This is a genomic window from Fibrella forsythiae (assembly GCF_017353175.1).
Lineage (GTDB): Bacteria > Bacteroidota > Bacteroidia > Cytophagales > Spirosomataceae > Fibrella > Fibrella forsythiae.
In genome coordinates this window covers 449,355-472,500 of record NZ_JAFMYW010000002.1, presented here as the reverse complement: position 1 = coordinate 472,500, position 23,146 = coordinate 449,355, and the positions used below count along the sequence as shown (strand labels likewise).

17 protein-coding genes and 1 pseudogene are annotated in these 23,146 nt (G+C 53.5%); 9 read left to right on the top strand and 9 right to left on the bottom strand.

Features of this window, described 5'->3' with window-relative positions; translation table 11 throughout:
- Positions 1-188: 188 nt before the first annotated feature.
- The gene (locus J2I46_RS07900) at positions 189-1,253 is read right to left on the bottom strand and encodes a hypothetical protein (RefSeq protein ID WP_207328463.1); all 1,065 of its coding nucleotides are present in this window, start codon (positions 1,251-1,253) and stop codon (positions 189-191) included.
- An 85-nt stretch (positions 1,254-1,338) separates the two neighbouring features.
- Positions 1,339-2,121: an ABC transporter substrate-binding protein gene (locus J2I46_RS07895; protein ID WP_207328462.1), complete on the bottom strand. Its 783-nt coding sequence runs from the start codon at positions 2,119-2,121 to the stop codon at positions 1,339-1,341.
- Between the two features lie 184 nt (positions 2,122-2,305).
- Here J2I46_RS07895 and J2I46_RS07890 point away from each other — a divergent pair, with 184 nt between their 5' ends.
- The 3 genes from J2I46_RS07890 to J2I46_RS07880 all read left to right on the top strand — a co-directional run bounded on the left by J2I46_RS07890 (position 2,306) and on the right by J2I46_RS07880 (position 7,518).
- Entirely contained in the window at positions 2,306-3,193 is an 888-nt protein-coding gene (locus tag J2I46_RS07890) for a GLPGLI family protein (protein WP_207328461.1), read from the top strand.
- Between the two features lie 115 nt (positions 3,194-3,308).
- Positions 3,309-6,179: a TonB-dependent receptor gene (locus tag J2I46_RS07885; RefSeq protein WP_207328460.1), complete on the top strand. Its 2,871-nt coding sequence runs from the start codon at positions 3,309-3,311 to the stop codon at positions 6,177-6,179.
- A 178-nt stretch (positions 6,180-6,357) separates the two neighbouring features.
- Positions 6,358-7,518, top strand: a complete 1,161-nt coding sequence (locus J2I46_RS07880; RefSeq protein WP_207328459.1) for a glycosyltransferase — start codon at positions 6,358-6,360, stop codon at positions 7,516-7,518.
- Between the two features lie 104 nt (positions 7,519-7,622).
- Here the strand turns inward: J2I46_RS07880 and J2I46_RS07875 are convergent, their stop codons facing one another.
- From J2I46_RS07875 to J2I46_RS07865, 3 genes are read right to left on the bottom strand one after another with little or no spacing between them, the layout of a single operon-like run.
- On the bottom strand, positions 7,623-8,216 hold the full coding sequence (locus J2I46_RS07875) for a class I SAM-dependent methyltransferase (protein WP_207328458.1): 594 nt from the start codon (positions 8,214-8,216) through the stop codon (positions 7,623-7,625).
- Positions 8,213-9,007 carry a PIG-L deacetylase family protein gene (locus tag J2I46_RS07870; protein WP_207328457.1) on the bottom strand — a complete coding sequence of 265 codons (795 nt, stop codon included), beginning with the start codon at positions 9,005-9,007 and terminating at the stop codon, positions 8,213-8,215. Before J2I46_RS07870 ends, J2I46_RS07875 begins: the two co-directional genes overlap by 4 nt.
- Positions 8,991-10,175 carry an acyl-CoA dehydrogenase family protein gene (locus J2I46_RS07865; RefSeq protein ID WP_207328456.1) on the bottom strand — a complete coding sequence of 395 codons (1,185 nt, stop codon included), beginning with the start codon at positions 10,173-10,175 and terminating at the stop codon, positions 8,991-8,993. The genes J2I46_RS07870 and J2I46_RS07865 overlap by 17 nt, the downstream gene beginning before the upstream one ends.
- Positions 10,176-10,336: 161 nt before the next feature.
- Between J2I46_RS07865 and J2I46_RS07860 the strand changes: the two genes are divergently transcribed.
- Together J2I46_RS07860 and J2I46_RS07855 are read left to right on the top strand one after the other, a co-directional pair.
- The gene (locus tag J2I46_RS07860; protein WP_207328455.1) at positions 10,337-12,019 is read left to right on the top strand and encodes a hypothetical protein; all 1,683 of its coding nucleotides are present in this window, start codon (positions 10,337-10,339) and stop codon (positions 12,017-12,019) included.
- A 129-nt stretch (positions 12,020-12,148) separates the two neighbouring features.
- The gene (locus J2I46_RS07855; protein WP_207328454.1) at positions 12,149-13,177 is read left to right on the top strand and encodes a phytanoyl-CoA dioxygenase family protein; all 1,029 of its coding nucleotides are present in this window, start codon (positions 12,149-12,151) and stop codon (positions 13,175-13,177) included.
- Between the two features lie 95 nt (positions 13,178-13,272).
- Here J2I46_RS07855 and J2I46_RS07850 read toward each other — a convergent pair whose 3' ends face one another.
- Positions 13,273-14,211, bottom strand: coding sequence for a homoserine kinase (locus J2I46_RS07850; protein ID WP_207328453.1), 939 nt, complete (start codon positions 14,209-14,211; stop codon positions 13,273-13,275).
- Between the two features lie 140 nt (positions 14,212-14,351).
- Positions 14,352-16,052 (bottom strand): sodium:solute symporter family transporter, encoded by a 1,701-nt coding sequence (locus J2I46_RS07845; protein WP_207328452.1) that lies wholly within the window; start codon positions 16,050-16,052, stop codon positions 14,352-14,354.
- A gap of 255 nt (positions 16,053-16,307) precedes the next feature.
- Here J2I46_RS07845 and J2I46_RS07840 point away from each other — a divergent pair, with 255 nt between their 5' ends.
- Complete coding sequence (locus J2I46_RS07840) at positions 16,308-17,372, top strand: DNA topoisomerase IB (protein ID WP_207328451.1); 1,065 nt, start codon at positions 16,308-16,310, stop codon at positions 17,370-17,372.
- A 66-nt stretch (positions 17,373-17,438) separates the two neighbouring features.
- Here J2I46_RS07840 and J2I46_RS07835 read toward each other — a convergent pair whose 3' ends face one another.
- Entirely contained in the window at positions 17,439-18,833 is a 1,395-nt protein-coding gene (locus tag J2I46_RS07835) for a TolC family protein (RefSeq protein ID WP_207328450.1), read from the bottom strand.
- 255 nt (positions 18,834-19,088) lie between these two features.
- Between J2I46_RS07835 and J2I46_RS07830 the strand changes: the two genes are divergently transcribed.
- The 3 genes and pseudogenes from J2I46_RS07830 to J2I46_RS07820 all read left to right on the top strand — a co-directional run bounded on the left by J2I46_RS07830 (position 19,089) and on the right by J2I46_RS07820 (position 21,679).
- Positions 19,089-20,750, top strand: coding sequence for an amidohydrolase (locus tag J2I46_RS07830; RefSeq protein ID WP_207328449.1), 1,662 nt, complete (start codon positions 19,089-19,091; stop codon positions 20,748-20,750).
- 108 nt (positions 20,751-20,858) lie between these two features.
- Positions 20,859-21,245: pseudogene (locus J2I46_RS07825) on the top strand (Rpn family recombination-promoting nuclease/putative transposase); the annotation flags it as partial.
- Between the two features lie 239 nt (positions 21,246-21,484).
- Positions 21,485-21,679 (top strand): hypothetical protein, encoded by a 195-nt coding sequence (locus J2I46_RS07820; protein WP_207328448.1) that lies wholly within the window; start codon positions 21,485-21,487, stop codon positions 21,677-21,679.
- Positions 21,680-21,738: 59 nt separating this feature from the next.
- Here the strand turns inward: J2I46_RS07820 and J2I46_RS07815 are convergent, their stop codons facing one another.
- Positions 21,739-22,926: an amine oxidase gene (locus tag J2I46_RS07815; protein WP_207328447.1), complete on the bottom strand. Its 1,188-nt coding sequence runs from the start codon at positions 22,924-22,926 to the stop codon at positions 21,739-21,741.
- Positions 22,927-23,146 lie beyond the last annotated feature (220 nt).

Sequence of the window (23,146 nt, the reverse complement as noted above, 5' to 3'; positions counted from 1 at the left end):
CCGGAGCGGTTCTGAGCAGGTGAACGCCTGGTGTACCGGAGGCCGTTGAACGAGCCCCGAGCGTACCTGGAGTTGAGTAACCGGGTGCCCTATGTGTTCAGGTACGTATTTACAAAACGCAGGGCCGGTCTGGGTACGTGACGATATGTTGTCACGTACCCAGACCGGCCCTGCGTTATTCGTATGAGTTACTGATACTGGATATACAACGGCTTAGGGTTCAGCGACAGCACTTCCGATGGCTCCATCAGGTGCGGCACTTTGTGCTTCGACCGCAGATCAACCTTTTTCATGTCGTTGTGGTAAAACAGCTTGAAGCCCGTGTACTGTACGGGTTCGGTCTGAATGTAGTCATGGTAGGTATCGCGTTTGAGCGACGGCGGTCCCCAGCCGTCCATGTTCATAACGATCTGTACGTTCGGATCAAGCTTGATATTCTTGTAGTTGGTCACCATGCGGCGCGTAAACCGGTGCACCACCAGCACTTTAGGTGGTACTTTCTTGTCGCGAACGATTTTGCTCAGGAACTGCGTCGCCTCATTGATATCGGCGGCGTCGTAGGTACCGATTTTCGAGCCGGGTTTGGCGCCGCTCGTACGTAAGGCAAACTCAGGGTCGATGCCAAGGTGCACGTAGGGCAATTCGAGGTAGGGTTTCAGGAATTCCATTTCGGGACCCAGCGGCGCGTGGCCAACCTGAATATCGAGGAAGCAGATGGCATCGTGCTCGCCCGCCCAGCGAATAACCTTCCGGATGGTTTTATCCGACATACGCATGCTGTAGTGGCCGTTCTTACCGGGAGCACCCTGCGCCGAAATCGCCACCAGGTGCAGTGCTTTCTGAATCGGTGTTTTGGCCGAATCCTGCTCTACCCAGGGAATAGCCTGTTTATCAAGCATCCGCAGCATTTCGTCCTTCGGGTATTCGCCCAGAACACCCATCTTTTTTGAATGTGGGTTGCCATAATAGGCCAAAATACGCTTACCGGGCAGGATGGCACCGGTAATCTTGGGGCCAATCATCCCCAGCGAATCGAGGGGCGACAGCTTCCTGCCAGCGGCGGCGGTGGTGTCGGTAGCGGCTGAATCGGCGGCCGATGTGGTGGTGGGTGAATCGGCTGAGGCTGATTCTGTTGACGTGGTAACGGTGCTATCGCTGGTAGAACCGGTCTGGTCTTTGCCGGCTTTCGACTGGCACCCCTGCCCCAGCCAAAGGGCTGAAAACACAAGTACGGGTAAGGCTAATTTCATCATGGGGTGAAAATTACGAACACCTACTGATTAATCAGGTAGGTCAAGCGGGTAAAGTGACTACTATTTTTGACAACGGTATTTACGGTTAAATCAGGTCACGTCTGAGTTCAGCAAAATAGGCGGCTGTATGCAGCAACCGACTACCATACCAGCTGAAGAGTTCGCCATCGACCAGGCGCACCCGGGCATTCAGACAATGGGCCTGCAACTCAGCCAGATGCTTCTGCCTGAACGGGTACGGCTCTGACGACAGAAAGACCAGGTCAGGGTTCGCCTCTTTCAGGTCAGTCTCAGTTACAACCGGGTAACGTACCCACCGCGCACCCGACTGAGACGGGGCTGTAAATGCATTTCTAAAGCCGGCTTCGGTGAGCATGGCATCGATAAACGTGTCGCTGGCGGCTACCATGTAGGGTTTGCGCCAGATTAGGTACGCTACCGACGGGCCCTCTGGAGAAACAACAGACCGGAGCGTGGCAAAAGACGCGCCAATCTGCCCGGCCAGATTATCCGCTTCGGCTGGCCGACCAACCAGCGCCCCTACTTCACGAATCATATTGAGAGCGTCGGGCAGGGTTTTTATATCCGTACAATGAACGGGGGCTATCTCCCGCAGGGCTACCACGTCGGCTTCGGTATTCTCTTCATAATTCGCCAGAATCAGGGTTGGCTTCAACGCCGCCACTGCACTGACCGTCACATTCTTCGTACCGCCAACCCGTGGTTTATCGGCTACTTTTTCGGCCGGTTGTGTGCAGAATTTGGTGATACCAACTACTTCATCAGTCAAACCAAGTGCGAACAGCAGTTCGGTTTGAGAAGGCACCAGGGATACGATGCGGTGTTGAGGTTGAGCAGTAACAGACATGAGCAACTAAGCGGTCTTCAGGTCGTAAATGTAGGCACTTCGAACCAAACTGACCCGGCGACTATCTGCGCGGAGGCATGCTCAAAAGGCTGGTTGTCTACACATACCTACAACTCATCGGCAGACAGCCAGCCTTTTGCGTCAGCGTCATGCAACGTTCTTTACAAATGCGCTACTTTACACTATGAAACTACGCCACTACGCCATACTCGCTGCCACTTCGCTCCTGTCCGGAGCGGCATTGGCACAAACCAGTGCCCCTGCTTCGGGCACCATTGCCTACGAAACCATGCGCCGTACTGACCTCTCGAACATGCGAATCAACATCAACGGGCAGGAAGTAAGGCCGGGCGGCGCCATGCCGGATGGCCGTACCTTCAACCCACCCGAAACGGTAGAAGGTACCGAAAGCTACCGGTTTGCCGGCCAGTGGGCCATGCGCGAACCGATGGATCGCCGCAATATGATGCAGATGCGTTTTCAGGGTGGCGGCCCGGGTGGCCCCGGCAGTGGCGACGGTAATGGCGGCGGTGGTGGTGGCCAGCAGGGGCCAACGGCCGAGCAACGCCAGCGCATGGAACGGTTTCGGAACATGCGCCCGCCAATTGAAGAAACAACCCATACGAACCTGGCCACCGGAAAAACATACACGATCACGGCTCTGACGGTAGATTCAACCCGCAAAGACTATTACCAGTCTGAGCAGCTCGTTTCGCGCCCGGCCGACTGGGAAGTATCGGGCAAGACAAAGAAGATTCTGGGTTACAACTGCCAGAAAGCAACCTGCACCGTTAAAGACCAGCCCTGCACCATCTGGTTTACAACTGAGTTGCCGTTCACGTTTTCGCCCGCTCCGAATTTCACGCCCGACAAAGGAGTGGTACTGTTGATCGAAAGTGACGACCTGCTGTATCGTGCCACGAAAGTAGCGGCCGGGACGGTAGATGAAGCCAGCCTGAAACCGAGCACCACCGCAAAGCCGGTTACGAAAGAAGAACTCGGCGAAATCCGCCGGAAAGCCATGGCTACCTTCCGGCAGCAGAGTGGCATGCAGTTCCAGCAACGAAATTAATTTACAGCAACAATCCGGCAATGGCGTGAGGCCCTACACAGCGTCTCACGCCATTCACGTTTACAGGCAATCCATTTTTCAGTTACGCTCACTTCGTCATTTAGTTTCCCACCTCATGCTCAAACAGTTACTAATTTTCTTTCTTCTACTTCCGATACCTCTGCTGGCTCAACGCGCCTCGACCGCCAAAGTCGGCGTCATTAAGGGGATTGTCGTTGACTCTACCACGCAGAAAGCCTTGCTGGAAGCCAACGTATCGCTACTCAACGGGCGGGATTCTTCCTTCGTGCAGTTGCAATCGACAGGCGGTGAGGGAGATTTTACGATGACAGGGATCGCGCCAGGTACGTATCGACTGCTGATTTCTTTCGTCGGTTATAAAACCAAGACCGTTCGCGTTACCATCACGCCTGAAAAGCCAGAGGTTATCATCGGTACAGTGCTGGTTCAGCCGCAGGCACAGAATCTGGGTGAGGTGGTCATCGTTCAGGAGCGCCCGCCCGTGAGTGTACGTGGCGATACGGTGGCGTTCAACGCGGCATCGTTCAAAACGCAGCCCAATGCGCAGGTCGAAGACCTGATCAAGAAATTACCGGGAATGGAAGTAGACCGCGACGGCAACGTAAAAGCACAGGGGCAGGACGTGAAGCGGATCTTCGTGGATGGAAAACCTTTCTTCGGCAACGACCCGAAGATGGCAACCCGCAACCTGCCCGCCGACATGATTGACCGGGTTGAAGTATTCGACCGGCAGTCGGAGCAGTCGCAGTTTTCGGGTGTCGATGACGGCGAACGCGACCGGACGATCAACCTGGTTACCAAACGAGATCGGCGGCGGGGCGTGTTCGGGCAGGAATCGGTCGGCTACGGAACCGACGACCGCTACCAGGCCCGGATCAGCGTAAACCGCTTCAACAACGGGCAGCAGCTTTCGGCCATTGGGCAGCTAAATAACACTAACCAGCAGGGCTTTACCGGCGAAGGCCTGGGTGGCGGCGGTGGTCAGGGCGGGGGCGGTAATGCCGGCCGGGGTGGCACCACGGGCACCGGACAAACGCAGGGCAGTGGCCTCTCCGGGCCGTCTGGCATTACACGGGCGGGTGCGGCGGGCCTGAACTTCTCGGATGCGCTGGGCACCAGGATCGACCTCAGCAGCAGCTATTTCTTCAACCAGACCAACGCGCTAAACCAGCAGCAGAGCCGCCGCGAAACAACGTTACCGTCGGCAACGGTTGGTGGCGAACGTACCCAGAACTTCACCGACCGCAGTAACGGCAGTATGTCGTTATACAACTCGCACCGGTTCAATGTGCAGTTCAATTACCGCCTCGATTCGGCCAACTCGATCCGGGTGATTCCCAACTTCACCTACTCGCTCAGCAACAATAACACCGATAGCCAATCGAGCACGGTAGATGGGCTGAACCAGCCACTGAATAGTAGCAAAAGTTTGTTCAACAGCGATGGTAAAAGCCTGTCGGGCAACAACACGTTTCTGTGGATGCACAAGTTCAGGCGGCGGGGGCGCACGTTCTCGGTTAACCTGATCACGTCAGTCAATGACAACACAACCAACAGCCTGAACCAGTCAGAAAACCGGTTTTTCCGGTCAACCAGCGCATCGCCCGGGAGCAACACACTGACCACGCCGGGAACATCTACCCTAACGAACCCCAGCAGCAGTTCGGCTTTCCCCACGATCATCAACCAGCAGGCCCGCCAGCTAACCAATTCGCTAACCAATAACCTGACGCTGTCGTATACCGAACCCCTCTCATTGGCGAAGACGATTGAATTCCGGTATAACCTGAGCCTGTCGAACAATGAGTCAGACAAGCGTACGAATGATTTCAACCAGGAAACCGGGCAGTATGACCGCCCAAACATACTGCTGACCAACAACTTCAATAACACGTTTATAACCAACCGCGTAGGTACGTCGTATCAGTATCGGCGGCTTAAATACCAGTATACGTTCGGCTTTGATGTACAGAACGCCAGCCTACAATCAGATAACCTGACCCGCGACACCACACTGGCCAAGAACTTCCAGAACATTCTGCCAAATGGCCGTTTTCAGTACACATTTGCCCAGGGGCGCACGTTCACTGCCGATTACCGCACGCGGGTAAATGCACCGTCGGTAACCCAACTACAACCAATTATCGACAACAGCAACCCGCTGTACATCCGGTCGGGTAATCCAACGCTGCGGCCAGAATACACACATTCGCTGAACATCAATTACCGTACGTTCGACCGGACTACATACAAAAACTTTCAGGCATCATTGGGGCTGACCAGCACGTATAACCGGATTGTCAACGCAACGACCATTACGCCATCGGGCGCCCAGACATCGCAGCCAATTAACACGGATGGTTACTACTCGCTCTTTGCCTTTACCAGTTTCGGGAAACCAATGAACTGGGGTGAGCAGCAAGTAAACTTTAACTGGACCACCAGCATTAACGGATCGAGGGGCATTGGCTTTGTGAATGGCCAGCCAAACACATTGGTAAACGTGAATATTGGTCAGGGATTGAGCCTGAACACGAACATCAATGAAAAGACCGATTTGAACCTGTCGGGTAACGTTACGTACTCCATTGCGACCTACTCCATTCAGCCGCAACAGAATACCCGTTACCTAACTAACATTGCAAACCTGCGGGCCTTCCACCGGATCGGCAATCGGTTTTTCATTCAGACCGACGCCTATTACAGTGGCAATGCAGGTCGGGCGGCAGGCTACAACCAGCATTTTGTGCTGCTCAACGCCAGCATTGGGCAATTCCTGTTCAAGCAGAAACAGGGTGAATTACGGATTACGGGCTTCGACCTGCTGAATCAGAACCGCAGTATTACCCGTAATACCACAGAAACCTACGTTGAAGATACCCAGAGCCTGGTACTGCGCCAGTACTTCATGCTCACCTTCAACTACTCGATCCGCTACTTCGCCGCAATGCGGGCAACACCGTAGAGATTTAGGATTGGGGATTTCGGATTGGGGATTGTTGCTGACGCAAGCGTACTCATGCGTCAGCAACAATCTCCAATCCGAAATCCCCAATCCTAAATCATTTGTAACATTCGCCTGATCTCCCTGTTGGGTTGATACCGCTTGGCTGCTTACTCAACCAGCAAGCGTTCTTTCAACTATGACTGTTACGTTTCCGACTCTCTCGGATCAGCTATCAGCCACTACCCCTTTATTCAACGACTGCCGGCCAACGGCTGACCGGCGAGTGTCGGTAGTGGTTCCGGTTCGTAATGAAGCGGATGGAATCTCATTGACGCTCGACGCTTTACGCAATCAGCTTTCGCTTGCCGGGCAACGCCTCGATCCGTCGCTGTACGAAGTGCTTGTGTTAACCAACAACTGCACCGATGACTCCTACGAGCAGGTACGTCGGTACCAGCAACAGCATCCTTCGTTTGCTTTATGCGTAACTGACATTACACTTCCACCCGAATCGGCCCATATTGGTACTGTGCGGCGAATGCTAATGGACGAAGCCTGTCGACGGCTTCAGGAGGCCGGGCATCCGCATGGTATCATCGCTTCTACCGATGGCGATACACTCGTTGACCCCTACTGGATCAGTCAGATTTCGCGTGAGATAGACGCCGGTACTGATGCGGTGGGCGGTCGGATTCTCACGTACCCGGAACAGGGGCCGGCCCGTTTGCCTCATCTTCGCGATGCAACCTATCGCCATTTGCTGGCCCAGGCCGAATCAAGAATTGACCCCTGCCCGCATGATCCGTGGCCACGGCACTTCCAGCATTTTGGAGCCAGTTTGGCCGTTACCTGTCAGGCTTATCTGCAGGCAGGCCGTTTGCCTGTTGTTCGGTATCTGGAAGATGACGCTTTTGTGAAGGCCTTGCAACGGATCGACGCCCGTGTGCGCAAAAGTCCGGCGGTTCGGGTATACACGTCGGCCCGGTTACAGGGGCGCGTTGAGGTGGGTCTATCATGGCAACTACAGCAATGGGCCAACCAGAGCCATACCGGATTCTGTCAGCGAGTTGAAGACCCGCAGTTGTCGCTGTCGCGCTATCAACTTCGCAACGACCTTCGCGCCGTCTGGACTCAGCGCCATTTGCCCGGCAACCTGACCCGGCTTGCCCCATTGGCCCGTCAGCTTGGCCTATCGACTGGCTGGCTGCTAAGTCAGCTGGCCTTAAGCACCTACTTTGGCCAGTGCTGGGAAGCAATCGATGCACAGTTCAACTCGCTTCTCGAAACCACCGAACCAGCTACTGTGCCTATCACAGAAGCCATCAGTTGGCTACGTACCTGGGTAGGCGCCAAATGATGTTGGAGTCGGGGTTTTGCATGTCGGTTTCTTCTAACCAAAGCGTACTCATGCCGCACCGGCAACCTATTCAGCTACGTCCGGAGGCCCCTACGCCACCTTCTCTACACGCGCTCAAACAGGTCTAGCCGGTATTTCTCTTCGCGCTGCCCGTGCAGGTGGCGCAGAGGCTGGCCACTGCCTGTTTTTTCCAGAAATGTTTCGTGCACCTGATCGCCCGTGAGCGGGTAGTCAGGTACGGGGGGGGTCCAGTGAACAAGCAGTAATTGCCCCCCGGGCTGCAGATGATCAATCATCTGTTGCTGCGCTTTCTTCAGGTCATTCATCGACCAGTAGTAACCCACTTCCGACACCACGATGAGGTCAAACGGCTCATCGGGGAAATCGGCGGGAATCATCCGGTTCTCGATACGTACCTGGGGCGATCCTGCCAGCCGTTGCCTGGCCTGACGCAGGGCCACTTCGCTAACGTCTACGGATAATAAGCTACGACAGCGCGTTGCCAGCTGATGGGTTAGTACACCGATCGAGCAGCCGATCTCGAACCCTGAGTCGTACAACTGTTTGGGCAGTGCAGCAACGGTTGCGGCGTATTTATCTCGTTCGTAAGGGCTGGTCGTAAATTGCCACGGGTCTTCATTGGCCCCGTATACGTCATCAAAATACTGGGGTGTCAGGGTGTTTTTAGGCGTGCTCATGCAGGTAAAGGCTTTTCCAGGAAGAGTTCATAAGGAGTATCGAAATGCCGTAATAGTTCGGGCGACAGGTAAAACGCCGATGGGTCGTCATCGATCAGGCGCGTTACCTGCGACCGATGGGCGGCAATGGCCTGCTTCTTTTCGGCAACGACCTCGCTGATATCTACGCTCACTGCCATCCGCTCGTTACTGCGCGGTAAGTCGTCGGGGCGGCCTAATTCCCAAAGCCAGATCAGGTATTCCAGCACCCGGGGCGGCTTCGGCAGTTGGGCCACTGCGCCACCCAGCAACTGATACGTGGCGCGATGATCGGGATGGGGGTCACGCTCGAACGGCACCAGCACTGTAGTGGGTTCGTATGAAGTCAGAATGGAAACCAACTCGTCGACGGCCTCATCGAAGCCGGGCGCGCCCGCTACAGGTACGTGCCGATCGGGCAGACGCAGAAACGTGGCTGCCTTCTCTGAAACGCCTAATTCGCGCAGTGCCTCCAGCGCTTCGTCTTCCCGAAGATCGCGCAGGCGGGGAGCTGGGTACGTTGCCGAGTTCGGGTGCGACAATGTTCCGTCGCTAATAAATACAACGTGTACCGCAAAGCCCGCCCGACGCAGTAATGCCAGCGTTCCGCCACAACCCAGCGATTCATCATCGGGATGAGGCGCCAGCACCAGCGTTCGGCCCAGCGAACGGGCATCGATCGGTACCGGCCCGTTGCGCAATACGTTAGCCAGGCTCGGCGGTAACGGCAGGGTGCCATTCTGTGTAGTTGAGTGCTCAGGTCCAGAGGTCATGAGAAGGAGTTTGTTGTTGACTGACGTACTGCCCGATATCGGCCAGCGTGGCGTCGGGGGCAGGTTGGCGGAGGTACATGGTCAGGTCACGGTGAATGCGTTCAAAAGCCAGCGGCCGCAACAATCCCCTCGCTCCTACCGACCGTTCGGCCAGCCGCATCACATCCAGACAGATCGCTTCAATGGCCGTGCGGGTCATATTGGCATAAGCCACAGTCTTACTGGCCAGTTCTGCCGTCAGATCGGGGCGATGGGTTCCAGCCCTGAGCCAGGCATCATTATTGGCACCCGCCTGCGCCAGCCATAAATTGCCTGATTCGATCCGAATCGCCATTTCGGCGAGGCGCGTTTTCTGGAATGGATCGTCGGTCCGGTTCATCGAGCGCAGGAGATCGCGGGTGGCATCGAGCATCGCTTCGGCGCCACCCAGTTGTACAGCAGCAAACCGAATGGCCCCGCCACTGAAATACGGTTGCCGGAAGTAGTCGCCGGGTTTCCCCAGCAGATCATCGTCAGTGATGATAACGCCCGTAAAGTCGATCTTGAAACTGGCCGATGCCCGCATACCGAGCGGTGTCCAGAACTGGTCATCAATGTTGGTTTCATCAACGGCCGCAGCGGGGAGAATACACATCTGCCAGCCACGCGCCTGTCCATCTACGATCAGCTCGCCGGTGATCAGTGGCCGGTCGATCCAGTTGGCGCCGGAACAGAACGTCTTACAGCCTTTCAGTTCATATCGGCCTTTACCGAGTGCGTGTATACTGACTCCATCGCCTGCCTGCGTATTCCAGACACTAAACAGCGTTTGCCGGCGGAGCACATCACTGAACCACCGTTCCTGCTGTTGCGATGTGCCATATACCTGTGCCAGCAGCAAGGCATTGATATGGCCTTCATACACTCGCCCAACAGCCAGATTAGCTGATCCAACCCGTTTCAGTAGTGCCAGTAGATCGGCCGTATTAGCCTGTTGGCCATCCAGAGGCTGATCGGGCAGCGTAACGGCCAGCAATCCTGCGTTGCCCAGTTCCAGAAAAGCCTGTTCAGGAAACTGGCCTTCCTGGTCGGTTTCAGGTGCCAGTTCGGCAATTGTCTGAAGCACCTTTGCCAGCGCATTGGGGTGATCTTGCCAATGGGAAATTGAAGTGTGTTCGTCAGTAAGCATTTCGTGTTGCCGTATCAATACGTAACCGGTTGCCAGCACGATCTGCTTAAAACATAGAGTAAACGGGCAACGGAGAATAAGATGATGAAGGTCATGCCCACTTTTTTCAGTAAAGCTGCTTAAACGCCTATCTTTGCGCCCCCACATTACGTTTCCGACTGTTGCGCCTTCTTTTCAATACCAGTTCAGCCCGCGGTCAATCTGTAGCTGGTCTACTGATCGCCTTACCGATTGCTATCTGGCTGTGGGCGTTGCTGCGATATGCCGTTGATGTGGTATACAATGACGATTATGCCCTGCTCACATTTATTGCCCGGTGGCATAACCCGGCGGTGTCATGGTCAGATCGGTTTGCCGATTTAGTGGCGCTTCATAACACCCACCGGATCATTTATGACCGCCTGGTGAGTCTGGCAAGCTACTACCTGACCGGCCAGATCAACTTTGTGCTCATGATCTGGCTGGGGAATCTGGCGCTCGGCGGTATATGCTGGCAACTATGGCGGGGCTTCAGGCAGCTTGGGCTACCAGCCTGGTATTTTCTGCCTATTCCGTGCTGGCTTTTCAGCATGCAGTCGCACGAAAATATGTTCTGGAGTATGGCGGCTCTGCAGAACTTCACGGTCATCTGGTTTGTACAGGAAGCCCTCCATCAGGTTCATAAGCGAGCGCCTCTAGGCTGGCCACTTCTATTAAGCATCGGGGCCGCTCTCACCAGCGGTAATGGCGTTCTTGCGTTTCTGATTGGCGCCATACTACTAGTTAGTCAGCAACGCCGTGACCGCACCCTGTGGGTATGGCTGAGTTATACGGTGGTGGCGCTCATTCTGCTGCTGGTGATCTTTCCCGCAGCTCACGAGCGCACACCGCTCCTGGGTTGGGTACCGAATCTTTTCGTGGTGCTGGGAAGCGCCTTTACTAACGAGACAACCACAACAATACCATTGGCTGGCGGAGCGCTCCTGACAACCGCTATCGGTATAACGGCACTTTTCCGGGTAACTCGGTTCGGAGCCGTTGGACGCCGTCTTCGGCAGCTTCCCGGCTTGCCGGAATGGCTGGCCTTTGGGTTGTTTGTAATTGCCACGGCTCTGCTGTTGGCCATGCATCGCCTGCCAGATGAGCTCCTGCGCGACCGCTATAAACTGTATGCGCACCTAATGCTGAGCCTGGTTTACCTGGTAGGGCTGGCTGTTGCCGGCCCTCGATTAAAAGTTGGCTGGGCACTAACCGGCACGCTGCTGGCAGTTGTGATGAACGCCATCGCTTTCCATGCCTGCCTGCCCAAAATCATAGGCGGTTTTCAGCAACGCCAGGCCGACGCGTTCAACTTCCGCACAAACGCAACCACGCTGGCGATCCCTTATCTCCGTTCCTATACAGACAGTTTACTGACAAGTACGCAGCAACAGCATATTTATACTCTTCCCAATCCTATCAAGCCGCCGGCAGCCTGGTCTGTTACACCCTCAACTGATTCCCTGCTCATCAGTAGTTTTCAGGACGACTTCATCCACAATTCGTTTCTGGGCGAGCATCCCTGCTACATAGAGATCGACAATCAGACCGTCGCGCATACGTTAGCAACTGGAACCGACAAGGGCATGTATATCACAATCAGTGATAAGCAACAGCATACATACCTGTTTCCAGCTTCGCCGGGGAAAGGCAGTATCCGGGATTTTGTTACTGGCCAAGGCCTGTTCAAACCTGGTTTCGCCGTCTCATTTCTTTCCAGTCGGCTAAAACCGGGGCTTTATCAGGTCAAACTACTCCGTATTACACCTAACGGTTACCAACAATTAGGGGCCGGACAACCGTTGGATATCCAGTCGGTATACTGAACGAACCAAAGGCTCTTTCGTACTACTAAAGTGCGTAATTTTGTCGCCCTGGCATTTTTTAGCCCGTTTCGTTTCTCAGATCCATACTGTTTTCAACGTGAATAGAATCAGTTAGTCCGTTTTTATATCATGATCAGTTTATACAATATAAAAGCGATTATCAAGCGATTTTTTCAGCCCTCTCCCACGGTTATCCGTGAATTTGATCTGGAAACGCTGCCCTGGATTGATCAGCCGAACGCCGATATCGATGGATTTGCCCGTCAATTTGCCAGCAGGTACACCGACTTGCCTTACGATATGGCGGAGAAGCTGCACTTCTGGAAAGAAAATGGCTATGTGGTGCTCGACAAGGTTATTGCCCCGGAATGGGCAGATCAACTCTGGCGCGAAACGGAAGAGCTGATCGCCAACAGCGAACAATACAAAGTCAATATTCGGGTCGACCTGCCCGACTATCAGCACGCCCCGGTTCAGGAAGCGCGGGCATTACCGAAATCAGTACTGGGTGGTAAATTCATAAAGTTTATGGATTTCCACAATGCATCGATTATCGGCAAGAAGATCATGCTGCATCATAGCATTGTCACGTTTCTGGAGGCCGTCTTCGGTGAGCGGGTGGTGGCCATGCAAAGCCTGCTGTTCAAGTTCGGTAGCCAGCAAGCCACCCATCAGGATTTTGCCTACGTGGTTTCTGAGATCCCCAGTCACCTGGCCGCCGCCTGGATTGCGCTCGAAGACGTTCAGATAGATGCCGGGCCGCTCTATTACTACCCAGGCTCGCACAAGCTCAAAAAATTCGATTTTGGTAACGGGATTTTCTTTAATGGTAACTCTACCCACAACCCTAACGATTTTGCCCGCTATCTGGACGAAGCCTGCCAGAAAGCCGGCATTGAGCGCAAAACGCTGCTGATCAAAAAAGGAGACGTTTTGCTTTGGCACGCGTCGCTGGCGCACGGCGGTGATCCAATCCGCAATGCCGATATGACCCGTAAGTCGTACGTCTGTCATTATTCATCGGTTAGTGCGTACAAGCACCACCGGCATCGGGCGGCAGATGAACCCAAACGCTATTCACTGAATGGAGCCGACGTGTTTCTGAACCCGTCACTCCCCGACCAGGAAGACATCTTTCGGGCGGGAGAAACAATGTAGCCAGGTACGTTAGTCTGAAAAATGGCAAGGGGATAGTCTCAGCAGGCGTGCTGAGACCATCCCCTTGTTTACGTTGGCCCAAGTGAATGGAAGCGCTACTCAGCACTCAATACGCGCGGACCAACGGTATTGATTGCCGATACATACACGTCGCTGGTAATGCCAACCGACAGAAAGGCCTGCTGCATGCCCTGCCCTACGCGCTGAGCCGTTTCAGCATCGCGGCTCAACGCAAACATCGATGGGCCGGAGCCGGAAATACTACAGCCTAACGCGCCATTGTCGAGGGCCGCCTGTTTCACTTCATTGAATTCAGGAATCAGAATTGACCGAACCGGCTCGATAATGACATCGACCATAGAACGGCCAATAAGGTCATAATCAGGTTTGGTCAGTCCGGCAATCAGCCCCGCCACGTTGCCCATCTGGGTGATCGCGTTTTTTAGCGACACTTCATTTTTCAGAATGAAACGGGCGTCTTTCGTATTCACCTCTACATCAGGATGTACCAGGGTGGCAAACAGGCTGGCGGGTGTTTCAATCTTGATGACGTCGAGCGGCGAGTAACACCGAACAACGACAAAACCACCCAACAGCGACGGCCCTACGTTATCGGCGTGGGCAGAGCCACAAGCAACACGCTCACCCTCCATAGCAAACGGCAGCAGGTCGATCGTCTCCAGCGGGCGCCCAAGCAGTTCATTGGCGGCAAATACACCGGCTACGGCACTGGCAGCGCTGGAACCCAGACCACTACCCAGCGGCATGTGTTTGGTCAGCACCATCTCAAAACCAACGTCGGTGCGGCCAATTTTTTTCAGAAATACCTGAATGGCAATACCAGCCGTATTCCGGGCAGCCTCGCGCGGCAGTCGGCCATCGTCGCCAATGATGTCGATGATACGAACGCCGGGCTCGTCAGAAAAGCGAAGTAGCACTTCGTCGCCGGGCTGGTCAACGGCGAAGCCAAATATATCGAAGCCACAGGCCACATTGGCCACAGTAGCGGGGGCAAATACACGTATTTCGTTCACGGAAAGAGGCAATTAGAGGCGCAAGGTACGAATTAGTCGTAAGTCAATAGTCGTAAGTCGATAGTGGCGCTGCTATATCCCAATTTGGTGATACGGCAGCGCCACTATCGACTTACGACTATTGACTTACGACTTGCGACCTACCAGAACCGGATGTATAGTACTGACAGCAGCATGAAGATGATCACGATCAGCAGAATGCTGGTTGGGTTCAGTTTGAACATCGTTGCATCGATCTCGAAGGCTTTTGGGTTCACCTTCGGACCGGCCAGGCTGATCAGCACCATGGCCAGTACTGTGAACACGAATGACCAACCCATACAGATCAGGAATGGAATTTCCATATTGCCTGAATCGCTGTTGAAAAAGGCCGTGTACAGAATGGTCTCGTTACCAAACAGGCTTGGCGCGTAGTTGTTGAACAGTACTGCCAGCGCAAAGCCAAGCAACACCCCTACGATAGCCGCCGTACCGGTAGTACGTTTCCAGAAGAAGCCCAGGATAAACAGGGCGAAAATGCCGGGGCTAACGTACCCGGTATATTTTTGAATGAACGTAAAGCCACCCTCGCCACCAATGCCGAGCGCATCCCCCCAGGCCAGGGCAATAGAGATGACCATAGCTGCTACGATTGTTAACCGACCAATCCAGACAAGCTTCTTCTCCGGTGCTGTTTTATCAACGTACTTGTGGTAGATATCGAGCGTAAAGATGGTTGAAATAGAGTTGGCTTTACCGGCCAGCGACGCCACAATAGCGGCGGTCAGCGCGGCAACCGACAGGCCTTTCAGACCACTGGGCAGGAACGTCAACACCGCCGAATAAGCGTTGTCGGCCATTACTTTTCCGTTGGTTGTCATCTCGGCCTGCAGACCACCGTTTTTGTAGATAACATAGGCGGCAATACCCGGCACCATGACGACCAGTGGCATGAAGATTTTCAGGATAGCGGCAAACAGGATACCGGTACGCGCCGTTTTCAGGTCAGCACCAAGCGCCCGCTGGGTGATGTACTGGTTACAGCCCCAGTAGTTCAGGTTCACAATCCACTGACCGGCCAGGTACATGCTGATGCCCGGCAGCGTGAGGTATTTGTTCACGTCGGCCTGCGAGGTGTTGGGACCCGGTTTCTCGAAAATCATGTGGAAGTGATCATCCGCATTGGCGATCATCGCACTGAAACCATCGATGGCACCGCTGCCCACACCCAGTACTTCCGACACTTTAGTCAGCGCCAGGTACGTTGTTACCAGCCCACCAATGATCAGCACCAGCACCTGAATTACGTCGGTGAAACCAATTACCTTCATGCCACCCAGTGTGATGATGATGGCGAATATGCTCAGCGCGATAATGATCGGGTGAAACAAATCGGTGCCGACCAGATTCGACAGGGCCAGAGCGCCAAGAAACAGAATCGACGTCAGGTTAACGAATACGTACAGAAACAGCCAGAAAACGGCCATAATCAGACTCACCGTTTCGTTGTAGCGCGTGCTGAGGAACTGCGGCATCGTGAAGATGTGGTTCTTCAGGTAGATGGGTATGAACCAGACCGCTACAATGATCAGCGCAATGGCAGCCAGCCATTCGTAGGCAGCAATAGCTACACCCAGCGTATACCCACTACCCGACATCCCGATAAACTGCTCGGCAGAGATGTTGGAGGCAATCAACGATGCCCCGATGGCCCACCAGGTCAGCGACCCTTCGGCCAGGAAAAAGTCTTTTGTATCAAGGGCGTGGGTTTTCTTTTGTTTATAGATCCAGTACCCGTAGGACGACACGCCGACGAAGTAGAGGAGAAAAACAATGTAATCCGTTGTAACGAGTTGATTCATGGAAAAGGAAATTCGGAAGTTTATAGCATTAAAAGTAGAACAAGTAGGGTCAAAAATAAGCGAATAGGGAGGATAACTCCTGTTTGTTATATTCTCCTTTGTGTACTATTCTGTCATTCAAAGGCAAGCCAGTGACATTTTACCCCTACAACTTCCTGAATATGCGCCTTGACCGCATCGGTATGCATTCTCAAAACCTCCGCAGGTGATTATGGGTTAATGGGAACGGCCCTATCCAAGGCTACACAAAATGGTATGAATCTTCTTGAATTAGCGCAAGACCCGGCCAGCGTGGCTAAGGCCGCCAAACTGGTTTACGTCAGCGATACTATGCCGGGACTTACCCGCCATGCTCGTGGAGATCAGTACGAGTACCTCGACCCGAAAGGCCAGCCTGTTGATGACGAGGCCACCCTGGAACGTATCCGAAAAATGGCCTTGCCCCCCGCCTATCAAAACGTCTGGATTTGTCCCAAACCAAACGGGCATTTGCAGGCAACCGGCATTGATACGAAAGGCCGCAAACAGTACCGCTACCACGCCAACTGGAATGCCATTCGAAGCGAAACCAAGTTTTACCGGATGATTGCCTTTGGCGAGAAACTGCCCCTGCTTCGTGAGCGAATTCACAAAGACCTTAACCGCCGCCAGCTAGACCATGACAAAGTGATTGCCATTGCCCTGAGCGTGATGGAACAGACATTGATTCGGGTAGGTAACGCGGCGTACGAGAAAGAGTACGGATCGTACGGCCTGACAACACTTAAAAACCGACATGTAACAACCAGCACCAGCGATGTGCGTTTCAGCTTCAAAGGTAAAAAAGGCATTTACCACGATATTACGCTGCACGATAAACGCCTGGCCAAACTGGTAAAAGCCTGCCGTGAGATTCCGGGCAAGGAGCTTTTCCAGTACTTTGATGAAGATGGCAATCGCCACGGCATCGACTCGGGCATGGTGAACACGTACCTGCAGGAGACCATGGGCGATGAGTTCTCAGCCAAGGATTTCCGCACCTGGGCGGGCACCACCAATGCGCTACGCCTACTGGTTGAACTGGAGCCCTGCCAGACAGATAAAGACGCCAAAAAGAACGTCAATACTGTACTCGACGAAGTAGCGCACCGGCTGGGCAATACGCGCACTGTTTGCCGGAAACATTACGTTCACCCGCAGATTCTGGACGCCTACGAATGCCAGGACCTGAACCCGTACATCGAAAAACGCAACCGCTTCCGCCAAACCAGCCCCCACGGCCTCGACGGCGTAGAAAAGCTCCTTCTGGCTTTTCTGCATGATCAGGTGAAGAGTACTTAAGAATTACGAATGGCTCCGCATAGGTAACGTACCTGAGCGGAGCCATTCGTAATTCTTAAGTACTCTTTACTGCTGTTTCGCCCCCAAGAAAGTCTGGCTAATGGTGCTGCTTAGGCGGAGGAGTTCAATTTCGGCAGCTTTGGCATTAAACTCGGCATCGAACAAACGAGCCTGAGCGGTTACCGAACTGCGCTGGACGTCGCGAAACTCAACAGGCGTTGAATTACCTACACGGTAGCGGTCGTAGGCGATATCGATGTTTTCGAGGGCGATTTTGTAGTTCTGAACCTCTACGTTCAGTAGTGCCAGGCTGTTCTGGTATTGCGTAAAGGTCTGCGCCACAGCCTGATCAAGTACCACTTTCTGGTCGGACTGCTGATATTCGGCAGCCAGCGCGTTGGCGCGGGCATTGGCTTCGAGGCGGCGGAGGTTACCCCCATTAAAGATTGGAACAACAGCCGTAACGCCATAGGTCAATCCCCGGTTACGGCCCTGTGCCACACCAAAACCACCTTCGTTATCAATAAATGTAAAGTTATAGCCCGTTTGCAGGTTGAGCGTAGGCTGGCGCTGAGCCCGTGCCAGCCGAATGCCAATATCGGCCACACGTCGGTTCAGCGCGGCCGCCACCAGAAGCGGATTATTGCTCGCCATCTGCTGGCGGATCTGGTCGATGCTCACCGTTGGATTAACGAGGATTGTATCCCGAACAGCGAAATCGGTCAGTGGATCACGAACGATCAGTGTATTCAGCAATACCTTGGCTGACCGCAGGCTCTGTTCCTGCGTTAGCAGGGTTACGCTATCCGCGTTGTAATCGACCTGGGCTGTCAGATAATCTACTTTCGAGCGTGTACCTACTTCATAGTTTGCCTTTGCCAGTTCGAGCCGGTCGCGGGAGATATCGAGCGCCTGCCGGAACGAGAGCAGTTGTTGCAGTTGCCGCACCACATCGTAATAAGCCGTGGCTACATTGGCGATGGTCTGCTCAACGCTGGCTCGTGTGTTTACCTCACTAATGCGCACCAGCTCGCCAAAGCGTTCGTAGGTGGCAAAGTTGGCCAGCCCGTTGAATACCGTCCAGTTCAGGTTTACCCCCGCCGTGGTTGTCCGGTTAAAAATGCCGTTCAGGGTTTGCGGAGGACGGATGTTATCGACAAACGTTTGATTGACGTTTTGTTTGCTGCCGTTAGTGCTTACGTTGCCCGTAATTAGCGGGTAGAACCCTGCGTTGGCCGGAATACGTTCGTTGCGGGCAATCTGTTCCTGCGTTTGCAGGCCCTTGATCTGATAGTTGTTTGCCAGCGCAGCCGCAATGGCGTCGGCCAGAAGAAGTTGCTCACCCTGTTGCGTTATATAGGCATTTCGCAGCGCCCGTTGTACAGGGTTTTGGAACGGCTTCTGCTGGGCAATTGAAACGGTTATTGAAAACGAAAAGAAGAGTGTAACTAAGAGGCGCATCGAGCGATACTGGTTAAATGAAGAAGTGGTACTTTATAGCTTCGCTGACATTATAGCTTCGCTGTCAGTAGAGTCATTACGCTACGCCGTCATTGATTGTCATTCTTCCTGAAACAGCAAATGACAGCGTGGCGTAATGACTACTATTGACAATTAATGTAAAAGTAGAGCAAAAAGCATTGCCTGTTGCTGTTCTAAGCATTGGCTAACGTACCTGATTCTGGTAAGTTTGTTCAATCTGTCATCAAACTCTCCATGCGTAGAACCTCTATTTGTCTTTGCCTGGTCGCTATCATTCTGTTAGCAGCCTGTTCATCACGCCGCTCTGTCGACTTTATCTTCACCAATGCTACCGTTTACACGGCCGATTCGGCCTTTACCGTAACTCAGGCCTTTGCTGTTGATAAAGGCAATTTCGTAGCTACCGGAACTTCTGAATCCATCCTGAACGATTATCGCTCCGACAGCATCATCGATTTGCACGGTCAACCCGTTTATCCTGGCTTTTACGATCCGCACGCCCACTTTCTCGGGCTCGGGCAAATGCTGTCACAAGCCGATCTCGTTGGCGCAACATCCTATCAGGAAATCGTAACCCGCCTGAAAGACTATCATGCCAAACACCCGGATGCCCTCTGGATTATTGGCCGCGGCTGGGATCAGAACGACTGGCCTGCCAGCGACTCACCCGTACGCGGTTTCCCGACCAATAAACTACTGAACGATGCCTTTCCGAACATTCCCGTAGCCCTGACCCGCATTGACGGCCATGCACTGCTGGTAAATGATAAAGCACTTAAACTGGCCCGGGTTACTGGTTCAACCGCCATGCCGGGTGGCGAAGTGGTACTGGCAGGCTCACAGCCGACAGGCGTATTGGTGGATAACGCCATGCAGGTAATCCGGCGCGTTATTCCCCAGCCCGACGAAGCTGCCAAAACCGGGATGCTACAGGCTGCCGAAAAAGTATGCCTCGAACTAGGTCTGACCACGGTGTCTGATGCCGGGTTAAACCGCACTGACATTGAGCTGGTAGATAAGCTACATCACGAGAAAAAGCTCAACATCCGCGATTACGCCATGATTAGCCTGGGCGAAGCAAACCTGGATTATTACCTGAAGCGTGGCCCCTACCAAACCGATCGTCTGACGGTCAAGTCGTTCAAACTGTATGCTGACGGGGCGCTGGGGTCGCGCGGTGCCTGCCTGCGAAAACCTTATTCTGACCGACCCGAGACTAGCGGTTTTCTGCTCTTGAGCCCTTCTGAACTGGACCGGGTAACGAAGCTGATCGCCAATAGTGGTTTCCAGGCCAACACGCACTGCATTGGCGACTCGGCGAATCACCTGATGTTGAGCATCTACGGAACGTACCTGAAGACAAAAAATGATCGCCGCTGGCGCATTGAACACGCACAGGTTGTTTCGCCGGAAGACGTGCAATTGTTTGGTCGCTACTCCATTATTCCATCCGTGCAGCCCACCCACGCCACCTCCGATATGTACTGGGCTGGCGAGCGGCTGGGGGCCGTTCGGGTAAAGAGCGCCTATGCCTTCAGGGATCTGATGAAGCAGAACGGCTACATCACCTTCGGCAGCGATTTCCCCGTCGAATACGTCAATCCGTTATTTGGTTTCCATGCGGCCGTAGCCCGGCAGGATGCCAAAAACTTTCCGAAAGGCGGCTACCAGCCCGAGAACGCCGTTTCGCGTAAAGAAGCACTTCTGGCTATGACCCGATGGGCTGCCTACGCCTGTTTTGAAGACAGCCTGCGGGGCAGCATTGCCCCCGGCAAACAGGCCGATTTCGTTATTCTCGATAAAGACATTATGAAAGCGCCCAATGAGCAGTTACGTGGCGTGAAAGTGCGCCAGACCTGGATTGGTGGCGAACGGCTGTTCAACGCAACGAACTAATGACGAGTAATACCGACAATCCACACGACCGTTATGTCAGGGAAACCTTCTCGCAAGTCGACATTCTGGCCGATTTCCTGAACGTGTAGCTATCAAACGCTCCGTAACCAGCTAGACTTTTCATCGCTGGAACGGGCGTTTGATAGCTATACGGATGAATCCCTCAGCGAGCATTTCGCTGATCTGGTTTTTACAGCCCGCCTGAACGATCGGGCCGTGCGGATTGCGGTGCTACCTGAACACAAAAGCTACACCGAGCCATACATTCATTTTCAGTTGAATCGGTATATGCTTACGGTATGGGATACACAGCTTTCGGAGAAGAAACCAGTACTCCCTATTATTCCGGTAGTGGTTTACCACGGCAGACGGCGCTGGCAGAAGCGCGATATGCGGGCTTATTTCGAGCTCTTGCCAGAAACCGTTGCCCCCCCTACGTACCTGACTTTGATTATGTATGATAGACCTATCGACGATACTGGACAGGTTACCTAGTTTCAAGACAGACTATGCCCGATTAACCGGTGTTTTGTTACAGAACAGTCGACAACGACGTTTACTGGAAAAATCGCTCTCATTCAATCGCCGACGGGATTAACCGGCTGCTGGCCGATGAACGGGGCGAATATTTTTTCCGAACGTCACTTATCTATCTGACCTGGGTGACCGCCTTGACAAAAGCAGAAGTAGTGGTTATCTTTTAGAACGTTTCTAGACAAGCAAACAACTACAGTATGTCGCTTTACGAACAACTTATTCAGGAAGGTGTACTGAAAGGTATCGAGCCAGGTATTGAGCAAGCAAACCGTAAGGCTGTAATAGCAATGTTGAAACTGAAGATGGAAGCCAGCCTCATTGCAACAGCCCTGGAGTTACCGGTTGACAAGGTTAACATATACATTACCCAGCTTAAAAACGAGCGAGAATAGACAGTACTCCCATCATCAAAAAGGGCCTCTCTTCTCAGATTGGCCCTTTTTGCTACAAGCTACCCTACCATTGCCTGCGCTTCTGTCAACGCCTCGGCATAAGGTTGATAGAGATGCCTTCCAGGTACGTTACCCATGGCTAGATCAGTACCCAGGGGAGCAGCGTCCCACAGGCCAGCACGGTGCCAGGGCGTGAGTTGATCCCAATCGGGGCGGTCGATAATTGGGTAGAGGCAGACGCCCTCGAGTGGTATACCTGCCTGCCGGGCCTTTACACACTCGCGGGCAATCATTCGTGTCCAGGCGGGGCGGTCAATGCCGGGGTGGCTGGTTTCGCTGAGCACGATCGGTTTGCGGTAGCGTTTGTACACTTCCAAAAAAAGCTGATGTAAGGGCCTGAATCGCGGATCACGCCCTTCATTTCCCCACGGCAACAACTGGTAGCTGGGCAACTCCCATTGGTTGTTATAATAGAAATTTACGCCAACGATATCGACCATATCGGGTCGGCCACCCAGTTCGGGATGCAAACGCCCCAGAAGCATATCGACGGCCTGGTACTGATTGTCGTGAGCCCGTTTTGCGTTGACGATTTCAGACCGGTTAGCGTTGAGCGGCGGCACCATATTGACCAGTGGTTCGGTTGTCATGACCACAATGTTCGGGTCTATTTCCCGCATGGCTGCAATGCCTTCGATATACGCCCGAATCAACCCGATCTTGACCTCGAAGCCCTGTTTTGTACAATAGGGCGAGGTACCGCATACATCGCCGCCAAGCCACGAAATAAAACTCACTTCATTGATGGGCGTTACAATCAGAGGTCCGTCTGGGTATGTTTCGCGATAAACCGGCACAAATGCACGGCAGATAGCGGCGAAACGCCGGGCAAACATCGGGTGAAGGGGTGTCAGGTCATCGGGGTAACCAAAGTGGCAGATATCCCAGATTTGCTGAATCCCCAATGCGTTACCACGCTGAAGCATGTGCCTTACCGACGACCAGTCATAGACATAAGCCCGTTGTTCAACCTGACTCCAGCGGATACCCTCTCGGACGGTACGGATATTGACGTTGGCAATATCCTGATAATCATCGTCAAGCCGGTCGAGGTGGCCGGTGAGGGGTAAAAAATCGACGCGGTTGCCGAAGGCATTTTGCTGGTCGGTACATTCATAACCAGCCCACCAAAAGGTATTGAACCGGTTTGTTGGGGGGCGTAAACTTGGTAAACGTTCAGTGTTCATGAGTGGGAAGGTAACGGTAGCAGAACTAACATTACTTCCCGGTTAGCTGCTTAAAACTAGCAAACGGCTTTTCATTGCTTGTAATCTGATGCTTCTAAACGCACGGTAAAGTAACTGACCGGTTCCGCGAGCACCAGGCATGGCGGGCAATAGCGGTAGTCGTACGTCATCGATAATCGCTGTTCATATTACAAACTCTCTGTCTTTCGCTACATACAGG